Source organism: Burkholderia stagnalis (genome assembly GCF_039848545.1).
Classification (GTDB): domain Bacteria; phylum Pseudomonadota; class Gammaproteobacteria; order Burkholderiales; family Burkholderiaceae; genus Burkholderia; species Burkholderia stagnalis.
Map to the genome: position 1 here is coordinate 738,015 of NZ_CP156685.1, position 19,087 is coordinate 757,101.

The window sequence follows — 19,087 nt, forward strand, 5'->3', positions numbered from 1 at the left end:
TTGTTCTCGTAGGTGGGTCGGCGTGCTCAGGCGAGCACGGCGGACACGGCGCGGGTGCGGGCGTCGCGGCGGGCGCGGCAGGCCGCGCCGAACGCGCGGAAGATCGCGCTCGACAGCGCGTCCTGCGCATGCCGCCATTCCGGGTGCCATTGCACGGCGAGCGCGAAGGCCGGCGCATCGATCACGCTCACGGCCTCGATCAGGCCGTCGGGCGCGACCGCCTCGATCGCGAGGCCGGCGCCGAGCTGCGCGATGCCCTGCTTGTGCAGCGAATTCACGCGCACTTCGTCGCGGCCGTCGGCGAGCAGTTGCAGCACGCCGCCGGGCGTCAGGCGCACCGCGTGCGCGGGGCCGTATTGCGTGTCGAGCGGCGCGTCGTCGTCCTCGCGGTGATCCGCGAAGCCCGGCACGTCGTGCACGCGCTGGTGCAGCGTGCCGCCGCATGCGACGTTCAGCTCCTGGAAGCCGCGGCAGACCGCCAGCACCGGCACGCCGGCCGCGATCGCCGCGCGCAGCAGCGGCAGCGTCGTGGCGTCGCGGGCGGCGTCGTGCTTCGTACCGGGCGCGCTTGGCTCGCCGCCGTAGCGGTGCGGCTCGACGTTCGAATAGCTGCCGGTAAACAGCAGGCCGTCGACCGCATCGACGATGTCGTCGACCGACTGGCGCTCGCCGAGCGCGGGCAGCACCATCGCGAGCGCGTGCGCGCCGTCGACGATGGCGGCGACGTACTTGTCGCCGACGGTGTGCGACGCATGCGCGCCGATCCGGGTGTGGTCGGCGGTGATGCCGACCAAGGGTTTCCTTTCCATGGCGATAGTCAGGTTGCCTAAACAAGCCGTGACACGATGCGATCGCAGGCAAGCGCGGCTTGCGCGAATCGCAGGCGCGACACGGCCCCGCAGCCGTGCGCGAGGCGCATGGCCGCTGACGAAGGGGCGCAGCGGGTATCTGGACGATCCGCGCTGCGCGCGACGATCAGGCCGGCGTCCGTTTTGCGTGGCGACGCGACATGCGGCAACGCACGCGCGTGCGCGATCCGTCACCGGTCATGCGACACGGCGGACGTGATGCGGGCAAAACAGACGACGTCGGGAAAAGAGAGGCGCTATGGCAGCAGCGAAGCGACGTCGTCGGTGTGGATGGCGACGAATGCGCGTGCGGAGACGGCGTTGTGACGCCGGACGGAACGACGGGACAGGATGGTGTAGATGGACAGATGCAGCAGGCGAGGACTATGCCAGCCGCAACTGCCGTCGGAGATGGTGGATGCCGCGCTGCGCAGACTTCGCGCATCGCCACGATCCCACCTCACCAGAGGGCCACGGACTCTCACGATTACACTCGCTGGTTCGTTGAAAGTATTGAACACCTGATTGCCGGAACGCGCGGGGCGTTTAAATAATCGAGGCGCCGGTCGGGCGTCATTCACATCGACGGGCATCGATTTTTGCGTTGCAATAACGCGATTCGTTGCACATGACGGCTCGATGACGCTGACCTGAGAGCCAGCATATACGAGCCAAAAACGGCGTCAAATGTTTTTTAACGGTCCCCGATCAGGGCTTACCCCAAGCACTGCGAATAAAAAATGCGTAAAAGGAATGATCTGAAAGCCGTCGATTATTTCGAACGCCTTTCAGGGTTTTCCCCGTCAATATACGCCATAAAGTGATTAGAATATTCAACGGCCGTTCAACGCGTCGTCTCCCTCTTTCCTCGCACTTATCGTGTCCGAAACCGAATCGATGTCCACCGAAGTCGCCGAGCGGCTGCGCTACGTGCGCAACAAGCACGGGCTGTCGCAGCGCGAGCTCGCGAAGCGCGCCGGCGTCACCAACGGCACGATCTCGCTGATCGAACAGGGCCGCGTGAGCCCGTCGGTCGGCTCGTTGAAGAAGCTGCTCGAGTGCATCCCGATGAGCCTCGCGGAGTTCTTCACGTTCGAGCTCGTCGAATCGCGCACCGTGGTGTCGCGCCGCGACGAGATGCCGAACCTCGGCAACGACGCGCTCGCGTTCCATCTGGTCGGCGCGGGCGTGAAGGATCGCAACATGTGCATCATGCGCGAGATCTACCAGCCGCACGCCGATACGGGGCCCGAGATGCTCGCGCACGCGGGCCACGAGGGCGGCGTCGTCGTGTCGGGCCGGCTCGAGCTCACCGTCGACGGCGCGACGTGGCTGCTCGACCCCGGAGACGGCTACTACTTCGAAAGCCGTTTGCCGCACCGTTTTCGCAATCCCAGCGCGGAGCAAGTCTGCGAGGTCGTCTCGGCCAATTCGCCGCCGACCTTCTGACCGAGCTTCACCGCGCTTCACTGCACTCGCCGCCCGTTGCGCGACAGGCATGCCGCCCGTGCGGCGAGTGCCACAACATTGAGGCATCCTGATGAGTAAGTTGACTTTGGCGGACTGGCAGGACAAGGCGGCGTCGCTCGCGATCGAAGGGCGCGCATTCATCGACGGCGCATTGCGCGACGCGTGCACCGGCAACACGTTCGACTGCGTGAGCCCGATCGACGGCCGCGTGCTCGCGAAGGTCGCCGATTGCGGCGAAGCCGACGTGAATGCGGCGGTGGCCGCTGCGCGCCGCGCGTTCGACGCGCAGGTGTGGGCGGGGCTGAACCCGCGCGCGCGCAAGGCGGTGCTGCTGCGCTGGGCCGCGCTGATGCGCGAGCATCTCGACGAGCTGGCGCTGCTCGAGACGCTCGACGCGGGCAAGCCGATCGGCGACACGACGACGGTCGACGTGCCGGGCGCCGCGTATTGCGTCGAATGGTTCGCGGAAGCGATCGACAAGATCGGCGGCGAAGTGGCGCCGGCCGATCATCACCTGGTCGGGCTCGTCACCCGCGAGCCGGTCGGCGTCGTCGCCGCGGTCGTGCCGTGGAATTTCCCGATCCTGATGGCCGCGTGGAAGTTCGGGCCCGCGCTCGCGGCCGGCAACAGCGTCGTGCTGAAGCCGTCGGAGAAGTCGCCGCTCACGGCGATCCGCGTCGCGCAGCTCGCGCACGAAGCGGGCCTGCCGGCGGGCGTGTTCAACGTCGTGCCGGGCGCGGGCGAGCCCGGCAAGCTGCTCGCGCTGCATCGCGACGTCGACTGCATCGCGTTCACCGGCTCGACCGCGGTCGGCAAGCTGATCATGCAGTACGCGGCGCAGTCGAACCTGAAGCGCGCGTGGCTCGAACTCGGCGGCAAGTCGCCGAACATCGTGCTGCCCGATTGCCCGGACCTCGACCGCGCGGCGCAGGCCGCGGCCGGCGCGATCTTCTACAACATGGGCGAGATGTGCACCGCGGGCTCGCGCCTGCTCGTGCATCGCGACATCAAGGACGTTTTCATCGAAAAGCTCGTCGCGGCCGCGCGCGCGTACGTGCCCGGCAACCCGCTGGACCCGTCGGTGTCGATGGGCGCGATCGTCGACGCGATCCAGCTCGAGCGCGTGCTCGGCTACATCGAAGCGGGGCGCAGCGAAGGCCGGCTCGTGACGGGCGGTGCGCGGGTGAGGGCGGAGACGGGCGGCTTCTACGTGGAGCCGACGGTGTTCGAGGTGCAGCCCGATGCGAAGATCGCGCGCGAGGAGATCTTCGGGCCGGTGCTGTCGGTGATCGCGTTCGACGACGTCGACGAAGCGGTGCGCATCGCCAACGATTCCGACTACGGGCTCGCGGCGGCGGTATGGACGTCGAACCTGACGACCGCGCACGAGGTGTCGCGGCGCCTGCGCGCGGGCACCGTGTGGGTGAACTGCTACGACGAGGGCGGCGACATGAACTTCCCGTTCGGCGGCTACAAGCAGTCGGGCAACGGCCGCGACAAGTCGCTGCACGCGCTCGAGAAGTACACCGAGCTGAAGTCGACGCTCGTGCGGCTGCGCTGACGCCGGGCCGCCGGTTCCCGCGTCGTGTGTCGCGCGGGAACCGGCGCCGTGCGTCAGGCGGCGCGCAGCGCGGGATGGAAGCCTGCGGCCTCGATGATCGACTGCACGCGTTCCGCCGGTTGCGTCGATTCGACCGTCACGCGCTTCGCGGCGACGTCGATGTCGAGCTTCGCGCCCGGATCGGCCGCGGTTACCGCGCGGGTGATCGCGTTCGCGCAGCCGCCGCAGGTCATGTCCTGAACTTCGAATTCCATGGTTCCCTCCAGAGTTGACGAGTGTGCACAGCCTGAAGCTTGCCACGATGGGAAGGTCAAGCGGGCGCGCGACGATGCGCAGGATACCGTGCGCGGCGTCCGTATAACGACAGCAATTCGTAAACGTGTAATCAGACGAATATAGATTCGGTCAAAAGCGTCAGTCGGCATTTATCCTGATTGACCGTAAGGCGCCGGAAAAGGGGATGAGGAAATTCCTTTCCCGACAAGGGTTTGCAAAACGATGTGAAGCGTGATCTCCATTGCGTAATCAAGGGCATTTGATGCGGAAATGCGAATCGATCTTAATATCAGTCACTTCCGATACTCATTTCCATTCCGCCATGAACCGTTTCGCTTTCGGCTTCGCGCTCGCCCTGCTGGGTGCATCGGCCACGTCCGCCTTCGCCGCCGACGACGTCGTCAACCTGACGCTGAAGGATCACAAGTTCTCGCCCGCGGGCGTGACGATCCCGGCCGGCAAGAAGGTGAAGTTCGTCGTGCAGAACCTCGACGCGACGCCTGCCGAATTCGAAAGCGACGACTTCAAGGCCGAGAAGGTGATCCCCGCCGGCAAGACGGCCGAGATCCTGGTCGGGCCGCTGAAGGCCGGCACCTACGAGTTCCACGACGAATACCACGAAGCGCAGTCGAAGACGCAACTGACCGTCAAGTAAGCACGCACCGCCATGTTGTCCACTGCCCTGATCGTTTTTCGTGAAGTGCTCGAGGCCGCGCTGGTGGTCTCGATCGTGATGGCCGCCACGAAGGGCGTGCCGCGCCGCGGCTGGTGGGTGAGCGGCGGGCTCGTCGGCGGCGTGATCGGCGCGGGCTTGATCGCGGCGTTCGCCGACGTGATCTCGAACTGGGCGTCCGGGATGGGGCAGGAGGTGTTCAACGCGGGCGTGATGTTCGTCGCGACGCTGATGCTCGCGTGGCACACCATCTGGATGAGCAAGCACGGCCGCGAGATGGCGATGCACATGACCGAAGTCGGCCGCGCCGTGGCGGCCGGCAGCAAGCCGCTGACGGGGCTGGCCATCGTCGTCGGCGTCGCGGTGTTGCGTGAGGGCTCCGAGGCCGTGCTGTTCCTGTACGGGATCGCGGCCGGCGACCCGGGGCAAACGCCGCAGATGATCGTCGGCGGGCTGCTGGGCGTGCTCGGCGGCGCGGGGCTCGGCTATGCGATGTATGCGGGCCTGCTGCGGATTCCGATGAAGCGCCTGTTCTCCGTGACCAACGGCCTGATCATCCTGCTCGCGGCCGGGATGGCGAGCCAGTGCGTGGGCTTCCTGCTGGCGGCCGGCCTCGTGCCGTCGTGGGGCGATGCGGTGTGGGATACGGCCTGGCTGCTCAAGGATACGAGCCTCGTCGGCAAGGCGCTGCATACGCTGATCGGCTATACGGCGCGTCCGGCGGGCATCCAGATCGCCGCGTACGTCGGCACGCTCGTCGCGATCGTCGTGCTGACCCGGCTCGTCGGCCGGCCGCAGGGGGCGATCCACCCGCCACGGCGCGCCGCCTGAGTCGCGGGCTCGAATGCAAAAAGGGGCGTCAGCTTACGGCTGACGCCCCTTTTTCGTCACGCGGTGCCGTTCGGCCCGATCGTTCAACGATGGTTGTCGATCCACGCGCGCGCCCATTCGAGGCCGGCGGCGCGCGCTTCGTCTTCCGTATCGAACACGCCGAGCACGCTCGACGCTTCGACGAGCTTGTTGTTCTGCGTGATCGTGCCGCTCGCCGCGAAGCGCTCGGGCTGCATGATCTCGTCCTGCTGCAGGATTGCGTGGCCCCAGATCTGGTAGCCGTGGTAGGTTTCCGCTTCCATTATCGTGTCACCTTGGCTGGGCCGTTGCGGGTGCCGACGCGCAGCACGTTGCCGTCCGGCGTGTATTGGCGCGGGATGTCGGTGAAGGCGAGACCATGCGGCGAATCCGGCGCGTCAGGCTGCATCACCGTCAGCCGGCCCGGTGCGGGCTGAGCGACGGGGCGCGCGGCCGGCGTGGCGGCGGATGCGGCGCCGGGCGCCGGCATGCGATGCGCGCCCGTCTTCAGCGTCTGCGTGGCTGGCGCAACGTGGTGCTTGTGCGGCTTCACGGCCGCCTTCTGCTGCGCGGCGGCATGCTTCGCGGGGGCGGCCGCGTGCGCGTCGGGGGCGTGCGCCGCCGGCGGGCGCGGCGCGGCCGTGCGCGCCTCGGGCGGATTCCACACCTCGACGTAATGGTCGGCTGCCATGCCGGGCGTCGTGAACGCCAGTGCCAGCAAGCCGCATCCGATCAGTCTCACCATGCTTTCTCCGTCAGTTGCGCCGTCGGCGCGGAATTACTCCACCGTCACCGATTTCGCGAGATTGCGCGGCTTGTCGACATCGGTGCCGCGCGCGCAGGCCGTGTGATACGCGAGCAGCTGCAACGGCACGACGTGCAGGATCGGCGACAGCTGGCCGTAGTGCTCCGGCATCCGGATCACGTGCAGGCCTTCGTCGTTGACGATGTGCGTGTCGGCATCCGCGAACACGTACAGCTCGCCGCCGCGCGCGCGCACTTCCTGCATGTTCGACTTCAGCTTCTCGAGCAGCGTGTCGTTCGGCGCGACCGTCACGACCGGCATCGCTTCCGTGACGAGCGCGAGCGGGCCGTGCTTCAGTTCGCCGGCCGGATACGCCTCGGCGTGAATGTACGAGATTTCCTTCAGCTTGAGCGCGCCTTCGAGCGCGATCGGGTAATGCAGCCCGCGGCCGAGGAACAGCGCGTTTTCCTTGCGCGCGAATTCTTCCGACCACGCGATGATCTGCGGCTCGAGCGCGAGCACGCTGTTCAGCGCGGCCGGCAGGTGGCGCAGCTGCTTCAGGTATTCCGCTTCCTGCGCGGCGTCCACATGGCCGCGCAGCTTGCCGAGCGTCGCGGCCAGCACGAACAGCGCGACGAGCTGCGTCGTGAACGCCTTCGTCGACGCGACGCCGATCTCGGTGCCCGCGTGCGTCAGGAACTGCAGCTCGGTGAGGCGCACCATCGCGCTCGTCGCGACGTTGCACACCGCGAGCGTATGCGTATGGCCGAGCGACTGCGCGTGCTTGAGCGCCGCGAGCGTGTCGGCCGTCTCGCCCGATTGCGAGATCACCAGCACGAGCTGGCGCGGGTTCGGCACCGATTCGCGATAGCGGTATTCGCTCGCGATCTCGACCTGGGTCGGGATCTTCGCGATCGATTCGAGCCAGTATTTCGCGGTGAGGCCCGAGTAGTAGCTGGTGCCGCACGCGAGGATCAGCAGGCTGTCGATCTCGCCGAACGCGGCGGGCGCGGCATCGCCGAACAGCGTCGCGTCGAACGCGTCGGCCTGCGGGATCGTGTCGCTGATCGCGCGCGGCTGCTCGAAGATTTCCTTCTGCATGAAGTGCCGGTACGGCCCGAGCTCGACCGCGCCGCCGTACGCGCTGACGACGCGCACTTCGCGCGTGGCCACCGCGCCGTGGCGGTCGACGATCTTCACGCCGTCGAGCGACAGCTCGCAGACGTCGCCTTCCTCGAGGAACGTGAAGTGATCGGTGCTGCCCGCGAGCGCGAGCGCATCGGACGCGAGGAAGTTCTCGCCGTTGCCGTAGCCGACCACGAGCGGCGAGCCCTGGCGCGCGCCGACGACGGTGTGCGGCTGGTCCTTGTGGATCACCGCGATCGCATACGCGCCGTGCAGCTGCTGCACCGCTTCGCGCACGGCGGCGAACAGGTCGCCGCGATACAGGCTGTGCACGAGGTGCGCGATCACCTCGGTGTCGGTTTGCGACACGAATTCGTAGCCCTTCGCGCGCAGCGCGTCGCGCAGCGGCTCGAAGTTCTCGATGATGCCGTTGTGGACGAGCGCGAGCGCGTTCGACGAGAAGATCGGGTGCGCGTTGTGCGTGACCGGCGCGCCGTGCGTGGCCCAGCGCGTGTGCGCGATGCCCGTCGTGCCTTCGAGGTGCGATTCGCGCACCTGCGCGTCGAGGTCGGCGACGCGCGCGACACTGCGCGCGCGCTTCGGCGCGCCCGGTTCGAGCACGGCGACGCCGCACGAATCGTAGCCACGGTATTCGAGGCGCCGCAGACCTTCGATCAGCACCGGAACGATATTACGTTGCGCAACTGCGCCGACAATGCCGCACATGGAAACAGTCCTGTAAGTCGAAGCGGGCGCAACCACGGCGCCCGCAGGGTGTTCAGCTTTTCTTCTTGACCGGGCGGACGTAGCCGCTCTTCGCGGTCTGCGTCTTCTCGTTCAACGCGAGGAGGCCGTCGGCGACGTCCTTCCAGATCGTCGTGCCCGCGGCGATCGTCACGCCGCGGCCGACATGCACCGGCGCGACCAGCTGCGTATCCGAGCCGACGAACACGTCGTCCTCGATCACGGTGCGGAACTTGTTCGCGCCGTCGTAGTTGCAGGTGATCGTGCCGGCGCCGATGTTCACGCGCGCGCCGATGTCGGCGTCGCCGATATACGTGAGGTGGTTCGCCTTCGAGCCGTGGCCGATCACCGCGTTCTTCACCTCGACGAAGTTGCCGACGTGCGCTTCGTCGGCGAGCTGCGTGCCCGGGCGCAGCCGCGCGTACGGGCCGATCACCGTGTGCGCGCCGAGTTCGGCGCCGTCGATGTGCGTGAACGCGTCGACGCGCGTGCCCGCGCCGATCGACGCGTTGCGGATCACGCAGTTCGGGCCGATCGCCACGTTGTCGGCGAGCGTCACGTTGCCTTCGAACACGCAGTTCACGTCGATCGACACGTCGCGGCCGCAGCGCAGCGTGCCGCGCACGTCGAGCCGCGCCGGATCGGCGAGCGTCACGCCGTCGGCGAGCAGGGTGTCGGCGAGCGTGCGCTGGTGGACGCGCTCGAGCTCGGCGAGCTGCGCCTTGCTGTTCACGCCGAGCGTTTCCCATTCGGCGTCCGGCTGCGCGGTGACGACTTCGAAGCCGGCCTCGATCGCGAGCTCGACCACGTCGGTCAGGTAGTACTCGCCCTGCGCGTTGTCGTTGTTCAGCGCGCCGAGCCACATCGCGAGCTGCGCGGTGGGCGTGACGACGATGCCGGTGTTGATCTCGGCGATCTTCTGCTCCTCCGGCGACGCGTCCTTCTGCTCGACGATGCGCGTGACGAAGCCGGCCGGGTCGCGCACGATGCGGCCATAGCCGGTCGGATCGTCGAGCGTGACCGTCAGGATGCCGTAGCGGCCGTCGCGCGCGGCGTCGACGAGGCGCTCGAGCGTGGACACGCGGGTGAGCGGCACGTCGCCGTACAGCACGAGGGTCGGCTGCGCGGGATCGAGCAGGGGCAGCGCCTGGCGCACCGCGTGGCCGGTGCCGAGCTGCTCGGCCTGCACCGCGAACTGCACGTCGGGCGCGGCGACCGCCGCCTGCACCTGCTCCGCGCCATGGCCGACGACGACCACGAGCCGGGACGGCTGCAGTGCGCGCGCAGTGGCGATGACGTGGGAGAGGAGGGGCCTGCCGGCCAGGGGATGGAGCACTTTCGGCAGCGCGGAACGCATGCGCTTGCCGGTGCCTGCCGCCAAAATCACGATATTCATGGCGCCAGCTTGTCAGAGGAGTTCGAAGCCGTCCATTTTAGCATGCGGCCCCTGTCGTTCCGGGCCTGTCGCGGCGGGGCGACAGCGCCGGAACGAGGCCGCGGGCCCCGGTTCCGGCGGGTGTTCGGGCCCTGCTTACAGGTCGTCGAACTGGACGATCGAGATCGGTTTCGCGGCGCCCGGCGCGGCGGTCTCTTCGCCGGACGCGCACGGCTCCTCGTCGAACGCGATGTCGCCCTGCGGATCGGCCTCGCCGCTCGCGCGCAGCGACGCGAACGGGAACAGGCCCGTATCCATCAGGTGCGACGGCACGACGTTCGCGAGCGCGCTGAACATGTTGTCGACGCGGCCCGGGAAGCGCTTGTCCCATTCGCGGATCAGCGCCTTCATTTCCGCGCGCTTCAGGTTCGGCTGGCTGCCGCACAGGTTGCACGGGATGATCGGGAATTCGCGCAGCTCCGCGTATTTCTCCAGATCGGTTTCCTTCACGTATGCAAGCGGGCGGATCACGACGTTCTTGCCGTCGTCCGACTGCAGCTTCGGCGGCATTCCCTTCAGCTTGCCGCCGTAGAACATGTTCAGCAGCAGCGTCTGAAGGATGTCGTCGCGGTGGTGGCCGAGCGCGATCTTGGTCGCGCCGAGCTCGCCGGCCACGCGGTACAGGATCCCGCGGCGCAGCCGCGAGCACAGCGAGCAGGTGGTCTTGCCCTCGGGCACGAGCCGCTTGACGATGCTGTAGGTGTCCTGGTTCTCGATGTGGAACGGCACGCCGACCTGCGTCAGGTACTCGGGCAGCACGTGCTCGGGAAAGCCCGGCTGCTTCTGATCGAGGTTCACCGCGACGATGTCGAAGTCGATCGGCGCGCGCTCGCGCAGGCGCAGCAGCACGTCGAGCATCGCGTAGCTGTCCTTGCCGCCCGACAGGCACACCATCACCTTGTCGCCGTGCTCGATCATGTTGTAGTCGCCGATCGCCTGGCCGACCTGGCGCACGATGCGCTTGAACAGCTTGTTGTTCTCGTACGCTTCTTTTTGCTCGCGGCGCGTCAGCGCGGGGCGGCCGGTGTCGGCCGGCGCGGCAGCGGCGGCCGAATCATTCAGATGGGGGGTATGGGGGGCGTTCATGCTCGCTCCTCGTCCTTGATGCGAAAGACCTCGACGCCGACGGCGTCGCAGTCCGGATAGGCGTCCGGTTTCTCGGTACGGACGCGTACCGCGCGCACGGCGTCGTGCGCCAGCAGGTGCGCGGCGATCGCGTCGCACAGCGTTTCCTGCAGGTGGATGTGGCCGCGCGCCAGGCATTGCGCGACGCTCTGCTTCATCAGATCGTAGTCGACGACTTCGTGCAGCCGGTCGTCGACGGGGGTGGAGCGCGCGAGCGGCACGAACAGGTCGACGTTGATGACGACGCGCTGCTCGCCGCGCTTCTCGTGCTCGAAGGCCCCGATGTTGATGTGCACCTCGTAGTCGCGCAGGTAGAGCCTGCGGCAATCCGCGAGGCGGGGGTGCAGGAGGGCGGAATGCATGGTCGTTCCAGTCAAATTGGCGTGCGCGCACGCAAAGCGGCGCGGGCGGCGGCCATCACGGCGTGCGCCCGCGCGGTTCATTCGGGCCGGCGGCCGGCGGCACCGCCAGGTGCTCGCCGCCGTCGACGGTCAGCGTCGCGCCGGTGATGCCGGGCGCGTCCGCGAGGTAACAGGCCGCCGCCGCGATGTCGTCCGCGTGCGGCGCCCGCCCGCGCACCAGCGCCGCGACCCGCACCTTCGGCGCCAGCGACAGCGCCAGCGCGGCGCTCGCGCGGTTCAGCGCGGCCTGCATCAGCGCGTGCGACAGCTGCCCGGGCGCCGGGTGAAACAGCGCCTGGTCCAGCACGTGGATCGCGCACGCGCGCAGCGCTTCGTCCGTGCGCGCGGCGTCGGGCGTTGCGTCCGCCAGCGCACGGGCCAGCGCGAGCGGCGCGGTGACGTTGCGCGCGAGCGCGGCGGCGAGCGACGCATGGCACACCGTGTGCGCGTCGTCGGCGCCCGCCGGCACGCCATGGAACACGACGCAGGCCGGGCGGCCCAGCGCCGCGCCGCATGCCGCGACAAGCCCGGCGGCCTCGGCTTCGAGGGCCAGATCGGCGTCGAGCACGGCGGCGCGGCGCCCGAGCGCGCGGACCTCGGCCACCAGCGCATCGGCCGCCGCGGGCGGCGCGTCGCGGCCGCGCTGCAGTGCGACGTCCCAGCCGCGCCCGGCGAACCCCGTGGCCAGCGCGCGCCCGATCGACGCGGCGTCGGCCGCGCTGTCCAGGGCGCCCGCGATGAGCACCACGCGTGCGCTCGACGTATCGGCTGAAACGGTCATTTACAATGCCGGGATGAACCCGAAAGCTCACGAACCCGCTAGTTTACCTGCTCCCGGCCCCGACGCGCTTGCGCAGTCCGAAACCCTCGCCACGCAGCTGCGCGGCGAGATCGCGGCGGCCGGCGGCTGGTTGCCGTTCTCCCGCTTCATGGAACGCGCGCTGTACGCGCCGGGCCTCGGCTACTACAGCGGCGGCGCGCGCAAGTTCGGCCGGCGCGCCGAGGACGGCAGCGATTTCGTCACCGCGCCCGAGCTGTCGCCGCTGTTCGCGCAGACGCTCGCGCGGCCGGTCGCGCAGGCGCTCGCGGCGAGCGGCACGCGCCGCGTGATGGAGTTCGGCGCGGGCACCGGCAAGCTCGCGGCGGGGCTGCTCGCGGCGCTCGACGCGCTCGGGGCCGAGCTCGACGAATACCTGATCGTCGACCTGTCCGGCGAACTGCGCGAGCGGCAGCGCGACACGATCGCGGCCGCCGCGCCGGGCCTCGCGGCGAAGGTGCGCTGGCTCGACGCGCTGCCCGAGCGGTTCGACGGCGTCGTGGTCGGCAACGAGGTGCTCGACGCGATGCCGGTGCGGCTGTTCGCGAAGGCGGACGGCGCGTGGCACGAGCGCGGCGTCGCGCTCGACGCGCGGCAGGCGTTCGTGTTCGAGGATCGTCCGGCCGCGCCGGCCGACGTGCCGCCGGCGCTGGCCGCGCTCGATGCCGCCGACGGCTACGTGACCGAGACCCACGAGGCGGCGCTCGCGTTCACCCGCACCGTCTGCTCGATGCTCGCGCGCGGCGCGGTGTTGCTGGTCGACTACGGCTTTCCCGCACACGAGTACTACCACCCGCAGCGCGACCGCGGCACGCTGATGTGCCACTACCGCCATCGCGCGCACGACGATGCGTTCCTCTATCCGGGGCTGCAGGACATCACCGCGCACGTCGAATTCACGGGCATCTACGAGGCGGGCGTCGCCACCGGCGCCGACCTGCTCGGCTACACGTCGCAGGCGCGCTTCCTGCTGAACGCGGGCATCACCGACGCGCTCGCGCAGATCGATCCGTCCGACGCCGCGCAGTTCCTGCCCGCGGCGAACGCGGTGCAGAAGCTGATTTCGGAGGCGGAGATGGGCGAGCTGTTCAAGGTGATCGCGTTCTCGCGCGGCATCGACGGCACGCTCGACGCGTTCGCGCGCGGCGACCGCTCGCACGCGCTCTGACGGGCACCGCCGATGCTGCGCTGGCTGATGGCGTCGTTCGTGGCCGTGATGATCCTCACGCGCTGCTGGCCGTGGCTCGGCCGGCTGGGCGTCGGGCGGCTGCCGGGCGACGTGACGCTCACGCTCGGCGGGCGGCGCTACCCGTTCCCGTTCATGTCGACGCTGGTGATCACGATGCTGGTGTCGATGGTGGCGCGGCTCGTCTGACGCGCGGGCGGCGCGCGCGTCACAGCTCGATCTCGCCGAGGATGCGATGGGCGAGCGCCTTCGCCTCGTTGAACGCTTCTTCCTCGTTGGTGCTCGTACTGCCGACGTCGTACACCGTGTTGTCCGGCGATTCGCCTTCGTCGCGGCTCAGGATCACGTAACCCTGGAACTGGCCGTTGCCGGCGTGCCGGGTATGCGCTTTCGCCGTGTAGATGCCCTTCGTGAACGTGTTGGTGTCCATGATGCCTCTCCCGCAAAAGGACACTTCATCGTAGCACTGCGCCGCAACATGTACAGCGCCGCGTGCATGGCGGCGGCCGGCCGCCGCCCGCATCCTCAGCGTTCGAGCAGCGCGACGACTTCGTCGAGCGTCGGCGCGTGCGCGCCGGTGCGGCGGCACGCGGCGGCGCCCGCCGCGAGCGCGAACGCCAGATGCTCGTGCCACGGCCGCTGCGGCGCGGCCATCAGGCTGAACAGCATCCCGCCGATCGACGCGTCGCCCGCGCCCACCGTGTCGACGACCTCGACGCGCGGCGGGCGCGCTTCGTGCGTGCCGCCGTCGGCGATGAGCGTCGCGGCATCCGCGCCGCGCGTGACGAACAGCGCCGCGCGCGGATTGATCCCGCGCAGCGCGGCGATCGCGTCGGTTTCGCTGCCGCCGAACAGGTGCCGCAAGTCCTCGTCGGAGACCTTGATCAGGTCGGCGAGGCCGGCCATCTTCTCGAGCGTCGGCCGGTACGCGGCCGTCATCAGGTTCCGGTAGTTCGGGTCGAAGCTGATCTTCACGCCGCGCGCGTGCAGCTCGGCGGCAAGCGCAACGAGCGTGCCCGCGAGCGGTTCGCGCACGAGGCTGATGCAGCCGAAATGCGCCCATTTCACGTGCGTGGCCCAGCCGGCCGGCAGCCGCGCCGGGTCGAACGCGAGATCCGCGCTCGCGTCGCCGATGAAGAAGTACGCGGGCGGCTGCGTTTCGTGCACGATCGCGAGCAGCGGCGGCCGCGCGACGCGCTGCAGGAAGCGCAGGTCGAGCCCGGCCGCGTCGCTCGCGCGCCACAGCGCATCGGAGAAGCAGTCCTCGCCGATCGCGCCCGCGAGCGCGCTCGGCACGCCGAGCCGCGCGACCGCGCGCGCGACGTTCCAGCCGGCGCCGCCCGGCACCGACGCCCAGTGCGCGTCGCCGGTGCGCACCATGTCGGTCAGGATGTCGCCGGCCGACACGAACGCCGGAAAGGCGTGGTCGTTCATTGCGTCGGTTCGCTGCGCGCCGCGCGCGCGAGCGTCGCGAGCACGTCGTAGCACGCGCCCATCGTGTGATAGTCGGTCTTGCCGGCGGGGCTCTTCTCGTCGCTGTACTTGCGGTTGTCGCAGGTGAGGATCCGGAACCACGCGCCGTAGCGGTGATCGACGAAATGCGCCCAGCTGTAGCGCCAGATCTCGTCGTACCAGTCCCAGAAGCGCTCGCCGCCGGTGCGCGCGCCGAGCATCGCAGCCGCCGCGAAGCTTTCTGCCTGCACCCAGAAATACTTGTTGTGGTCGCAGATCGTGAAATCGGGGCCGAAGCCGTAGCAAAGCCCGCCGTGATCGGCGTCCCACGCATGCGCGAGCGCCGCGTCGAACAGCTCGGCCGCGCGCGGCACGAGCCAGTCGAGCGGGCGGTGGCGCTCGAGGATCAGCAGCAGCTTCGCCCATTCGGTCTGGTGCCCGGGCTGGAAGCCCCACGGCCGGAAGATGTTCGAGCTGTCCTCCTTGTTGTAGTCCCAGTCGACCGACCAGTCCGCGTGGTAGTGCTCCCATACGAGCCCGCCCGACAGCGCCGCCTGGCGCTGCGTGATGTTCGTCGCGAGCTTCTCCGCGCGGTCGAGGTAGGTGAGGTGGCCGGTCGCCTCGTACGCGGCGAGCAGCGCCTCGGTCATGTGCATGTTCGCGTTCTGGCCGCGGTAGCTCGACACGATCCAGTTCGGCGTCGCGTCGTCCGCGTAGAGGCCCGCGGCGGCATCCCAGAAGCGGTGCTCGGCGAGTTCGTAGGTGGCGGCGATCAGCGGCCGCGCCTCGTCGATGCCCGCCATCGTCGCGTGCGCGGCCGCGAGCAGCACGAACGCGAGGCCGTAGCAGTGCCGCGTGCCGTCGAGCGTCGCGCGCTTCGCGCCGTCGCGCCAGTCGAGCTCCCAGTCATAGCCTTGCAGCGCGTCGTCCCAGTGCGCGTCGCGCAGGAAGCGCAGCCCGTGGCGCGCGTAGTCGAGATGGCGCGGATCGCCGAAATGCCGGTACGCCATCGCGTAGTTGAAGACGAACCGGCAGCTGCTGACGAGATGGCGCGACGTGCGGTTGTACACGCTGCCGTCGTCGCGGAAGTAGTGATAGAAGCCGCCCGTCGGGTCGAGCGCGTTCGGCGCGTAGAAGCGCAGCGTGTCCTCGACGTGCGACAGCAGGAACGACGGATCGCGGAAGCTCGCGACGAACGGCGCGGGGTGCGCGTGCGCGGCCGGCGCAGCCGGGCTGGGTTGGACCGGGGGCGTAGTCATGATTCGGTGAGCGTCGTGTCGAAAGCCGGCGTCGCGGCGGGCTGGCTGCTGGCCCGCACGATCAGTTCGACGGGCAGCCAGATCTCGGTGTGTTCCGGGGAATCGGCGAGCAGCAGCTCGACGCCGCGGCGGCCGAGCGCTTCCTTGTCGACCGCGAGCGTCGTGAGCGGCGGGCTCGCGTGCGCGGCGGCGGGAATGTCGTCGAAGCCGACGATCGCGATGTCGCCCGGCACGCGCAGCCCGCGCGCGAGGCACACGCGCTGCGCGGCGAGCGCGGCGGCGTCGTTGTACGCGAATACGGCGTCCGGGCGCGGGCCCGGCGCGTCGAGCAGCTGCTGCATCGCGCGCGCGGCGCCGGTGTCCGGGTCGAGCCCCGCATCGATCGTCATTTCGTAGGCCGGGTCGAACAGCCGCCCGGCCTCGAAGAACGCGCGCCGGTAGCCGATCGCGCGCTGCGTGATGCTGTAGTGCGCGGGCGAGCCGCCGATGAACGCGATGCGGGTGCGGCCCGTGGCAAGCAAGTGGCGCATCGCGAGCGCTGCGCCGGTCGCATTGTCGATGTTGACCGAGCGCAGCCCGGGCGCCCACAGGTCGATCAGCACGAGCGGGCGGCCGGTCGCGGCGAGCGCCTCGATCGTCTCCGGTTCGATGAAGCCGGCCACCGCGACCGCGTCGGGCGCGTGCGGGCGCATCTGGCGCAGCACGTCGTCGTTCGGGCCGACGGTCAGGAGCGTCGGCACGATGCCGCGCTCGCGGCACGCGTCCTCGACGCCGTGCAGCACGTGCGAGAAGAACGGGCTGGCGGGAAACCGGTTGTGCTGGCGATGCAGCAGGAAGGTGAGCCGGCGGATGCGCGGCCGCAGTTGCGCGGGATCGTAGCCGAGGCGCCGCGCGATCTCGACGATGCGCGCGCGAGTGGTTTCGGACAGCCCCGGCTGGTTCTTCAACGCGCGGGACACGGTGCCGATCGAGACCTCTGCCGCCCGCGCCACGTCGCGAATGGTGGTGCCCATCGTTCGGAATCCGGGTTTGTTTAGGGTGACGGCGATTGTATAGTAAAACGCTTCGTGAAAATCGTGCCGGATTCACCGGGAATACCCGTAAATCCGTTGATTTAAAGCACTAATCTGCGCGAACGCATTTACTAAAAATACTAAACAGGCGCGGCAAAAGGCAAGGTCGCCGTCAATCGGCGGCCATGCGCGGCCGGCGTGCGGCCGGGCATCGCGCCCGGCTGAGTCAATGCGGCGCCGCGGAGGGTTCGCCGCGCGCGAGCAGTGCCGCACGGCCGGCGTCGAGATCAACCACCGCGAGCCCGTCGGGCTGCTGTTTCGCGCGCCGTTTCGCGAGCGCCGCGACCGACGCGATCTCGTCGCTGCCGTAGCGGATCGCCCGGTACGCGCCCGCCGGCACGCCGACCGCGCCGATCGCCATCGTCACGAAGCCGAAGAACGCCGGGTTGCCGTGGCGATCCTCGCCGCGCAGGCCGCCCGCGCGATGGTCGGCCTGCGTGTAGAAGCGCTGCGCGCCTTCGTTGAAGCGGCTGATCGCGGCGGCTGCGCGCGCATGCCAGTCGTCGCTCTGGAACAGCACCAGGAAATCGTCGCCGCCGACGTGGCCGAGGAAATCCCGCTGCGGGTCGCAGCACGCGGCGAGCACGGTCGCCGCGTACTTCAGCACCTCGTCGCCCTGCCAGTAGCCGTACTGGTCGTTGAACGGCTTGAACTGGTTCAGGTCGACGTAGCACGCGTGGAAGCCCGCGTCGCGCTCGAGCAGCCGGTCGATGTGCGCGCTGATCGGGATGTTGCCGGGCAGGAAGGTCAGCGGGTTCGCGTAGCGCGCGGCCTCGATGCGCATCTCGGTCACCGCGCGCACCAGGCTCTCGCCGGTGCCGAGCCCGACGTAGCGGCCGTGCTCGGTGATCACGAAGCCGTCCGCGAGATAGCGCTGGTCGTTGTTCGCGAGCAGCATCGCGAGCTGTTCGACGCTCGTCGCGTTCTCGATCATCAGCGGCGCGTCGTTCGCGAACTGCAGGCATGGCTTCTTGCCGAACACTTCGCGGTGGTACGGCAGCGCGAAGCGGTCCATGAAGCCGCGGCGGTTCACGAGCGCGACGGGCCGCTCGTGTTCGACCAGCGCGACCGCGTGCAGCTCCGGCATCCGGTTGAACAGGTCGAGCACCTCGTTGCTGGTCGCGTCGCGCGGCAGCGCCGGCGCGGCGACCAGCATCTTCGCGGCGACCGTGCCGTTCGGGCGCGCGGCGCGCGTCGCGCCCGGAAACACCGCGATGTGGCGCGCGCGGATCGCATCGCGCGCGGCCGGCGCGACCACGCGGGCCGGCTGCGCGAGCGGGCGGCCGAGCAGGAAGCCTTGCACGCAGCCGATGCCCATGTCGCGCACGACGATCAGGTCGCGTTCGTGCTCGATCCCCTCGGCGATCAGCTTCGCGCCGCTCGCGTGCGCGAAATGCTGCATCGCCTTGACCGCCTCGAACTTCAGCGGATCGCGCGCGATGTCGTGGATGAAGAAGCGGTCGATCTTCACGACGTCGGGATGCAGGCGCAGCCACAGGTTCATGCTGGCGTTCGCGGTGCCGTAGTCGTCGAGCGCGAACTGGATGCCCGCGTCGCGCAGCGCCGCGACGGCCGGCCCGACGTGCGCGAGGTCCGGGCTCGCGTGCTGCTCGGTCAGTTCGATCACGATGCGCTCGGCGCCGATCTGCGCGCGCTCGAGCCGCATGCGGGCCTGCTCGCGTTCGCGTGCGAGCTGCACGATCGCGCCCGCGCTGAAATTGAGGAACAGCTTGCCGTCGCAGCCGAGCGCCGCGAACGCGTCCAGGCAGGTGAGCGCGGCCGCGTGCTCGAGCGCGACGGTCGCGCCTTCGCGCGCGGCCTGCGCGAACAGCGCGGCGGGCGGCTCGAGGTCGGTGCCGTGCGGCCCGCGGATCAGGCCTTCATAGCCGATGACGGTGCCCGAGCCGAGGTCGACGATCGGCTGGAACACGGCGGCGAGCGCGCGATCCGCGATCAGGCGTGCGGTTCGGGCGGCATCGGGGGCGGCGGAGGTGGCGGGCATGGCAGGACGGCCGAATCGACGGAACGCCCGGCTTAACGGCGCCGCG

21 protein-coding genes are annotated in these 19,087 nt (G+C 69.3%); 6 read left to right on the forward strand and 15 right to left on the reverse strand.

All coding sequences use genetic code 11. The annotated features are described in order from the left end of the window. Positions 1-26: 26 nt before the first annotated feature. Together ABFO07_RS03515 and ABFO07_RS03520 are read right to left on the reverse strand one after the other, a co-directional pair. Positions 27-809, reverse strand: a complete 783-nt coding sequence (locus ABFO07_RS03515; protein ID WP_124490434.1) for a gamma-glutamyl-gamma-aminobutyrate hydrolase family protein — start codon at positions 807-809, stop codon at positions 27-29. Between the two features lie 296 nt (positions 810-1,105). Continuing rightward, on the reverse strand, positions 1,106-1,333 hold the full coding sequence (locus tag ABFO07_RS03520; RefSeq protein WP_081059603.1) for a hypothetical protein: 228 nt from the start codon (positions 1,331-1,333) through the stop codon (positions 1,106-1,108). Positions 1,334-1,745: 412 nt separating this feature from the next. Here ABFO07_RS03520 and ABFO07_RS03525 point away from each other — a divergent pair, with 412 nt between their 5' ends. Continuing rightward, positions 1,746-2,297, forward strand: coding sequence for a cupin domain-containing protein (locus ABFO07_RS03525; RefSeq protein WP_059566578.1), 552 nt, complete (start codon positions 1,746-1,748; stop codon positions 2,295-2,297). A gap of 91 nt (positions 2,298-2,388) precedes the next feature. Beyond that, on the forward strand, positions 2,389-3,879 hold the full coding sequence (locus ABFO07_RS03530; RefSeq protein ID WP_059886475.1) for an aldehyde dehydrogenase: 1,491 nt from the start codon (positions 2,389-2,391) through the stop codon (positions 3,877-3,879). Between the two features lie 53 nt (positions 3,880-3,932). Here ABFO07_RS03530 and ABFO07_RS03535 read toward each other — a convergent pair whose 3' ends face one another. Beyond that, entirely contained in the window at positions 3,933-4,133 is a 201-nt protein-coding gene (locus tag ABFO07_RS03535) for a heavy-metal-associated domain-containing protein (protein WP_059803399.1), read from the reverse strand. A 344-nt stretch (positions 4,134-4,477) separates the two neighbouring features. On the opposite strand from ABFO07_RS03535, the gene ABFO07_RS03540 reads away from it, so the two are divergent. Next, positions 4,478-4,810 carry a cupredoxin domain-containing protein gene (locus tag ABFO07_RS03540; protein WP_347468332.1) on the forward strand — a complete coding sequence of 111 codons (333 nt, stop codon included), beginning with the start codon at positions 4,478-4,480 and terminating at the stop codon, positions 4,808-4,810. Positions 4,811-4,822: 12 nt separating this feature from the next. Beyond that, positions 4,823-5,659, forward strand: coding sequence for an FTR1 family iron permease (locus tag ABFO07_RS03545; protein WP_059566388.1), 837 nt, complete (start codon positions 4,823-4,825; stop codon positions 5,657-5,659). A gap of 83 nt (positions 5,660-5,742) precedes the next feature. Here ABFO07_RS03545 and ABFO07_RS03550 read toward each other — a convergent pair whose 3' ends face one another. The 7 genes from ABFO07_RS03550 to ABFO07_RS03580 all read right to left on the reverse strand — a co-directional run bounded on the left by ABFO07_RS03550 (position 5,743) and on the right by ABFO07_RS03580 (position 12,033). Beyond that, the gene (locus ABFO07_RS03550; RefSeq protein WP_059566389.1) at positions 5,743-5,961 is read right to left on the reverse strand and encodes a hypothetical protein; all 219 of its coding nucleotides are present in this window, start codon (positions 5,959-5,961) and stop codon (positions 5,743-5,745) included. After that, positions 5,961-6,422, reverse strand: a complete 462-nt coding sequence (locus ABFO07_RS03555; RefSeq protein ID WP_059566390.1) for a hypothetical protein — start codon at positions 6,420-6,422, stop codon at positions 5,961-5,963. The genes ABFO07_RS03550 and ABFO07_RS03555 overlap by 1 nt, the downstream gene beginning before the upstream one ends. Positions 6,423-6,455: 33 nt before the next feature. Further along, positions 6,456-8,273: a glutamine--fructose-6-phosphate transaminase (isomerizing) gene (gene glmS / locus ABFO07_RS03560; protein WP_059803394.1), complete on the reverse strand. Its 1,818-nt coding sequence runs from the start codon at positions 8,271-8,273 to the stop codon at positions 6,456-6,458. 52 nt (positions 8,274-8,325) lie between these two features. Next, the gene (gene glmU / locus ABFO07_RS03565) at positions 8,326-9,687 is read right to left on the reverse strand and encodes a bifunctional UDP-N-acetylglucosamine diphosphorylase/glucosamine-1-phosphate N-acetyltransferase GlmU (RefSeq protein ID WP_059886471.1); all 1,362 of its coding nucleotides are present in this window, start codon (positions 9,685-9,687) and stop codon (positions 8,326-8,328) included. A gap of 135 nt (positions 9,688-9,822) precedes the next feature. Further along, complete coding sequence (ttcA, locus tag ABFO07_RS03570) at positions 9,823-10,812, reverse strand: tRNA 2-thiocytidine(32) synthetase TtcA (RefSeq protein WP_059566393.1); 990 nt, start codon at positions 10,810-10,812, stop codon at positions 9,823-9,825. Then, positions 10,809-11,213, reverse strand: a complete 405-nt coding sequence (locus ABFO07_RS03575; protein ID WP_059566394.1) for a dihydroneopterin aldolase — start codon at positions 11,211-11,213, stop codon at positions 10,809-10,811. The genes ttcA and ABFO07_RS03575 overlap by 4 nt, the downstream gene beginning before the upstream one ends. A 55-nt stretch (positions 11,214-11,268) precedes the next feature. Next, positions 11,269-12,033: an SDR family oxidoreductase gene (locus tag ABFO07_RS03580; protein WP_059891203.1), complete on the reverse strand. Its 765-nt coding sequence runs from the start codon at positions 12,031-12,033 to the stop codon at positions 11,269-11,271. 13 nt (positions 12,034-12,046) lie between these two features. Here ABFO07_RS03580 and ABFO07_RS03585 point away from each other — a divergent pair, with 13 nt between their 5' ends. Beyond that, positions 12,047-13,237 (forward strand): class I SAM-dependent methyltransferase, encoded by a 1,191-nt coding sequence (locus ABFO07_RS03585; RefSeq protein WP_059906864.1) that lies wholly within the window; start codon positions 12,047-12,049, stop codon positions 13,235-13,237. A gap of 12 nt (positions 13,238-13,249) precedes the next feature. Next, positions 13,250-13,444: a DUF2905 domain-containing protein gene (locus tag ABFO07_RS03590; protein ID WP_017334475.1), complete on the forward strand. Its 195-nt coding sequence runs from the start codon at positions 13,250-13,252 to the stop codon at positions 13,442-13,444. A gap of 19 nt (positions 13,445-13,463) precedes the next feature. On the opposite strand, the gene ABFO07_RS03595 is transcribed toward ABFO07_RS03590, so the two are convergent. The 5 genes from ABFO07_RS03595 to ABFO07_RS03615 form a co-directional block, all read right to left on the reverse strand. Beyond that, entirely contained in the window at positions 13,464-13,685 is a 222-nt protein-coding gene (locus ABFO07_RS03595; RefSeq protein WP_059566397.1) for a hypothetical protein, read from the reverse strand. A 95-nt stretch (positions 13,686-13,780) separates the two neighbouring features. Beyond that, positions 13,781-14,689 (reverse strand): carbohydrate kinase family protein, encoded by a 909-nt coding sequence (locus ABFO07_RS03600; RefSeq protein WP_347468339.1) that lies wholly within the window; start codon positions 14,687-14,689, stop codon positions 13,781-13,783. Continuing rightward, entirely contained in the window at positions 14,686-15,966 is a 1,281-nt protein-coding gene (locus ABFO07_RS03605) for an AGE family epimerase/isomerase (RefSeq protein ID WP_059566399.1), read from the reverse strand. The genes ABFO07_RS03600 and ABFO07_RS03605 overlap by 4 nt, the downstream gene beginning before the upstream one ends. Continuing rightward, entirely contained in the window at positions 15,963-16,979 is a 1,017-nt protein-coding gene (locus ABFO07_RS03610) for a LacI family DNA-binding transcriptional regulator (protein WP_059566400.1), read from the reverse strand. Before ABFO07_RS03610 ends, ABFO07_RS03605 begins: the two co-directional genes overlap by 4 nt. Before the next feature lie 226 nt (positions 16,980-17,205). Further along, positions 17,206-19,041, reverse strand: coding sequence for an EAL domain-containing protein (locus tag ABFO07_RS03615; RefSeq protein WP_060016013.1), 1,836 nt, complete (start codon positions 19,039-19,041; stop codon positions 17,206-17,208). Positions 19,042-19,087: the final 46 nt, after the last annotated feature.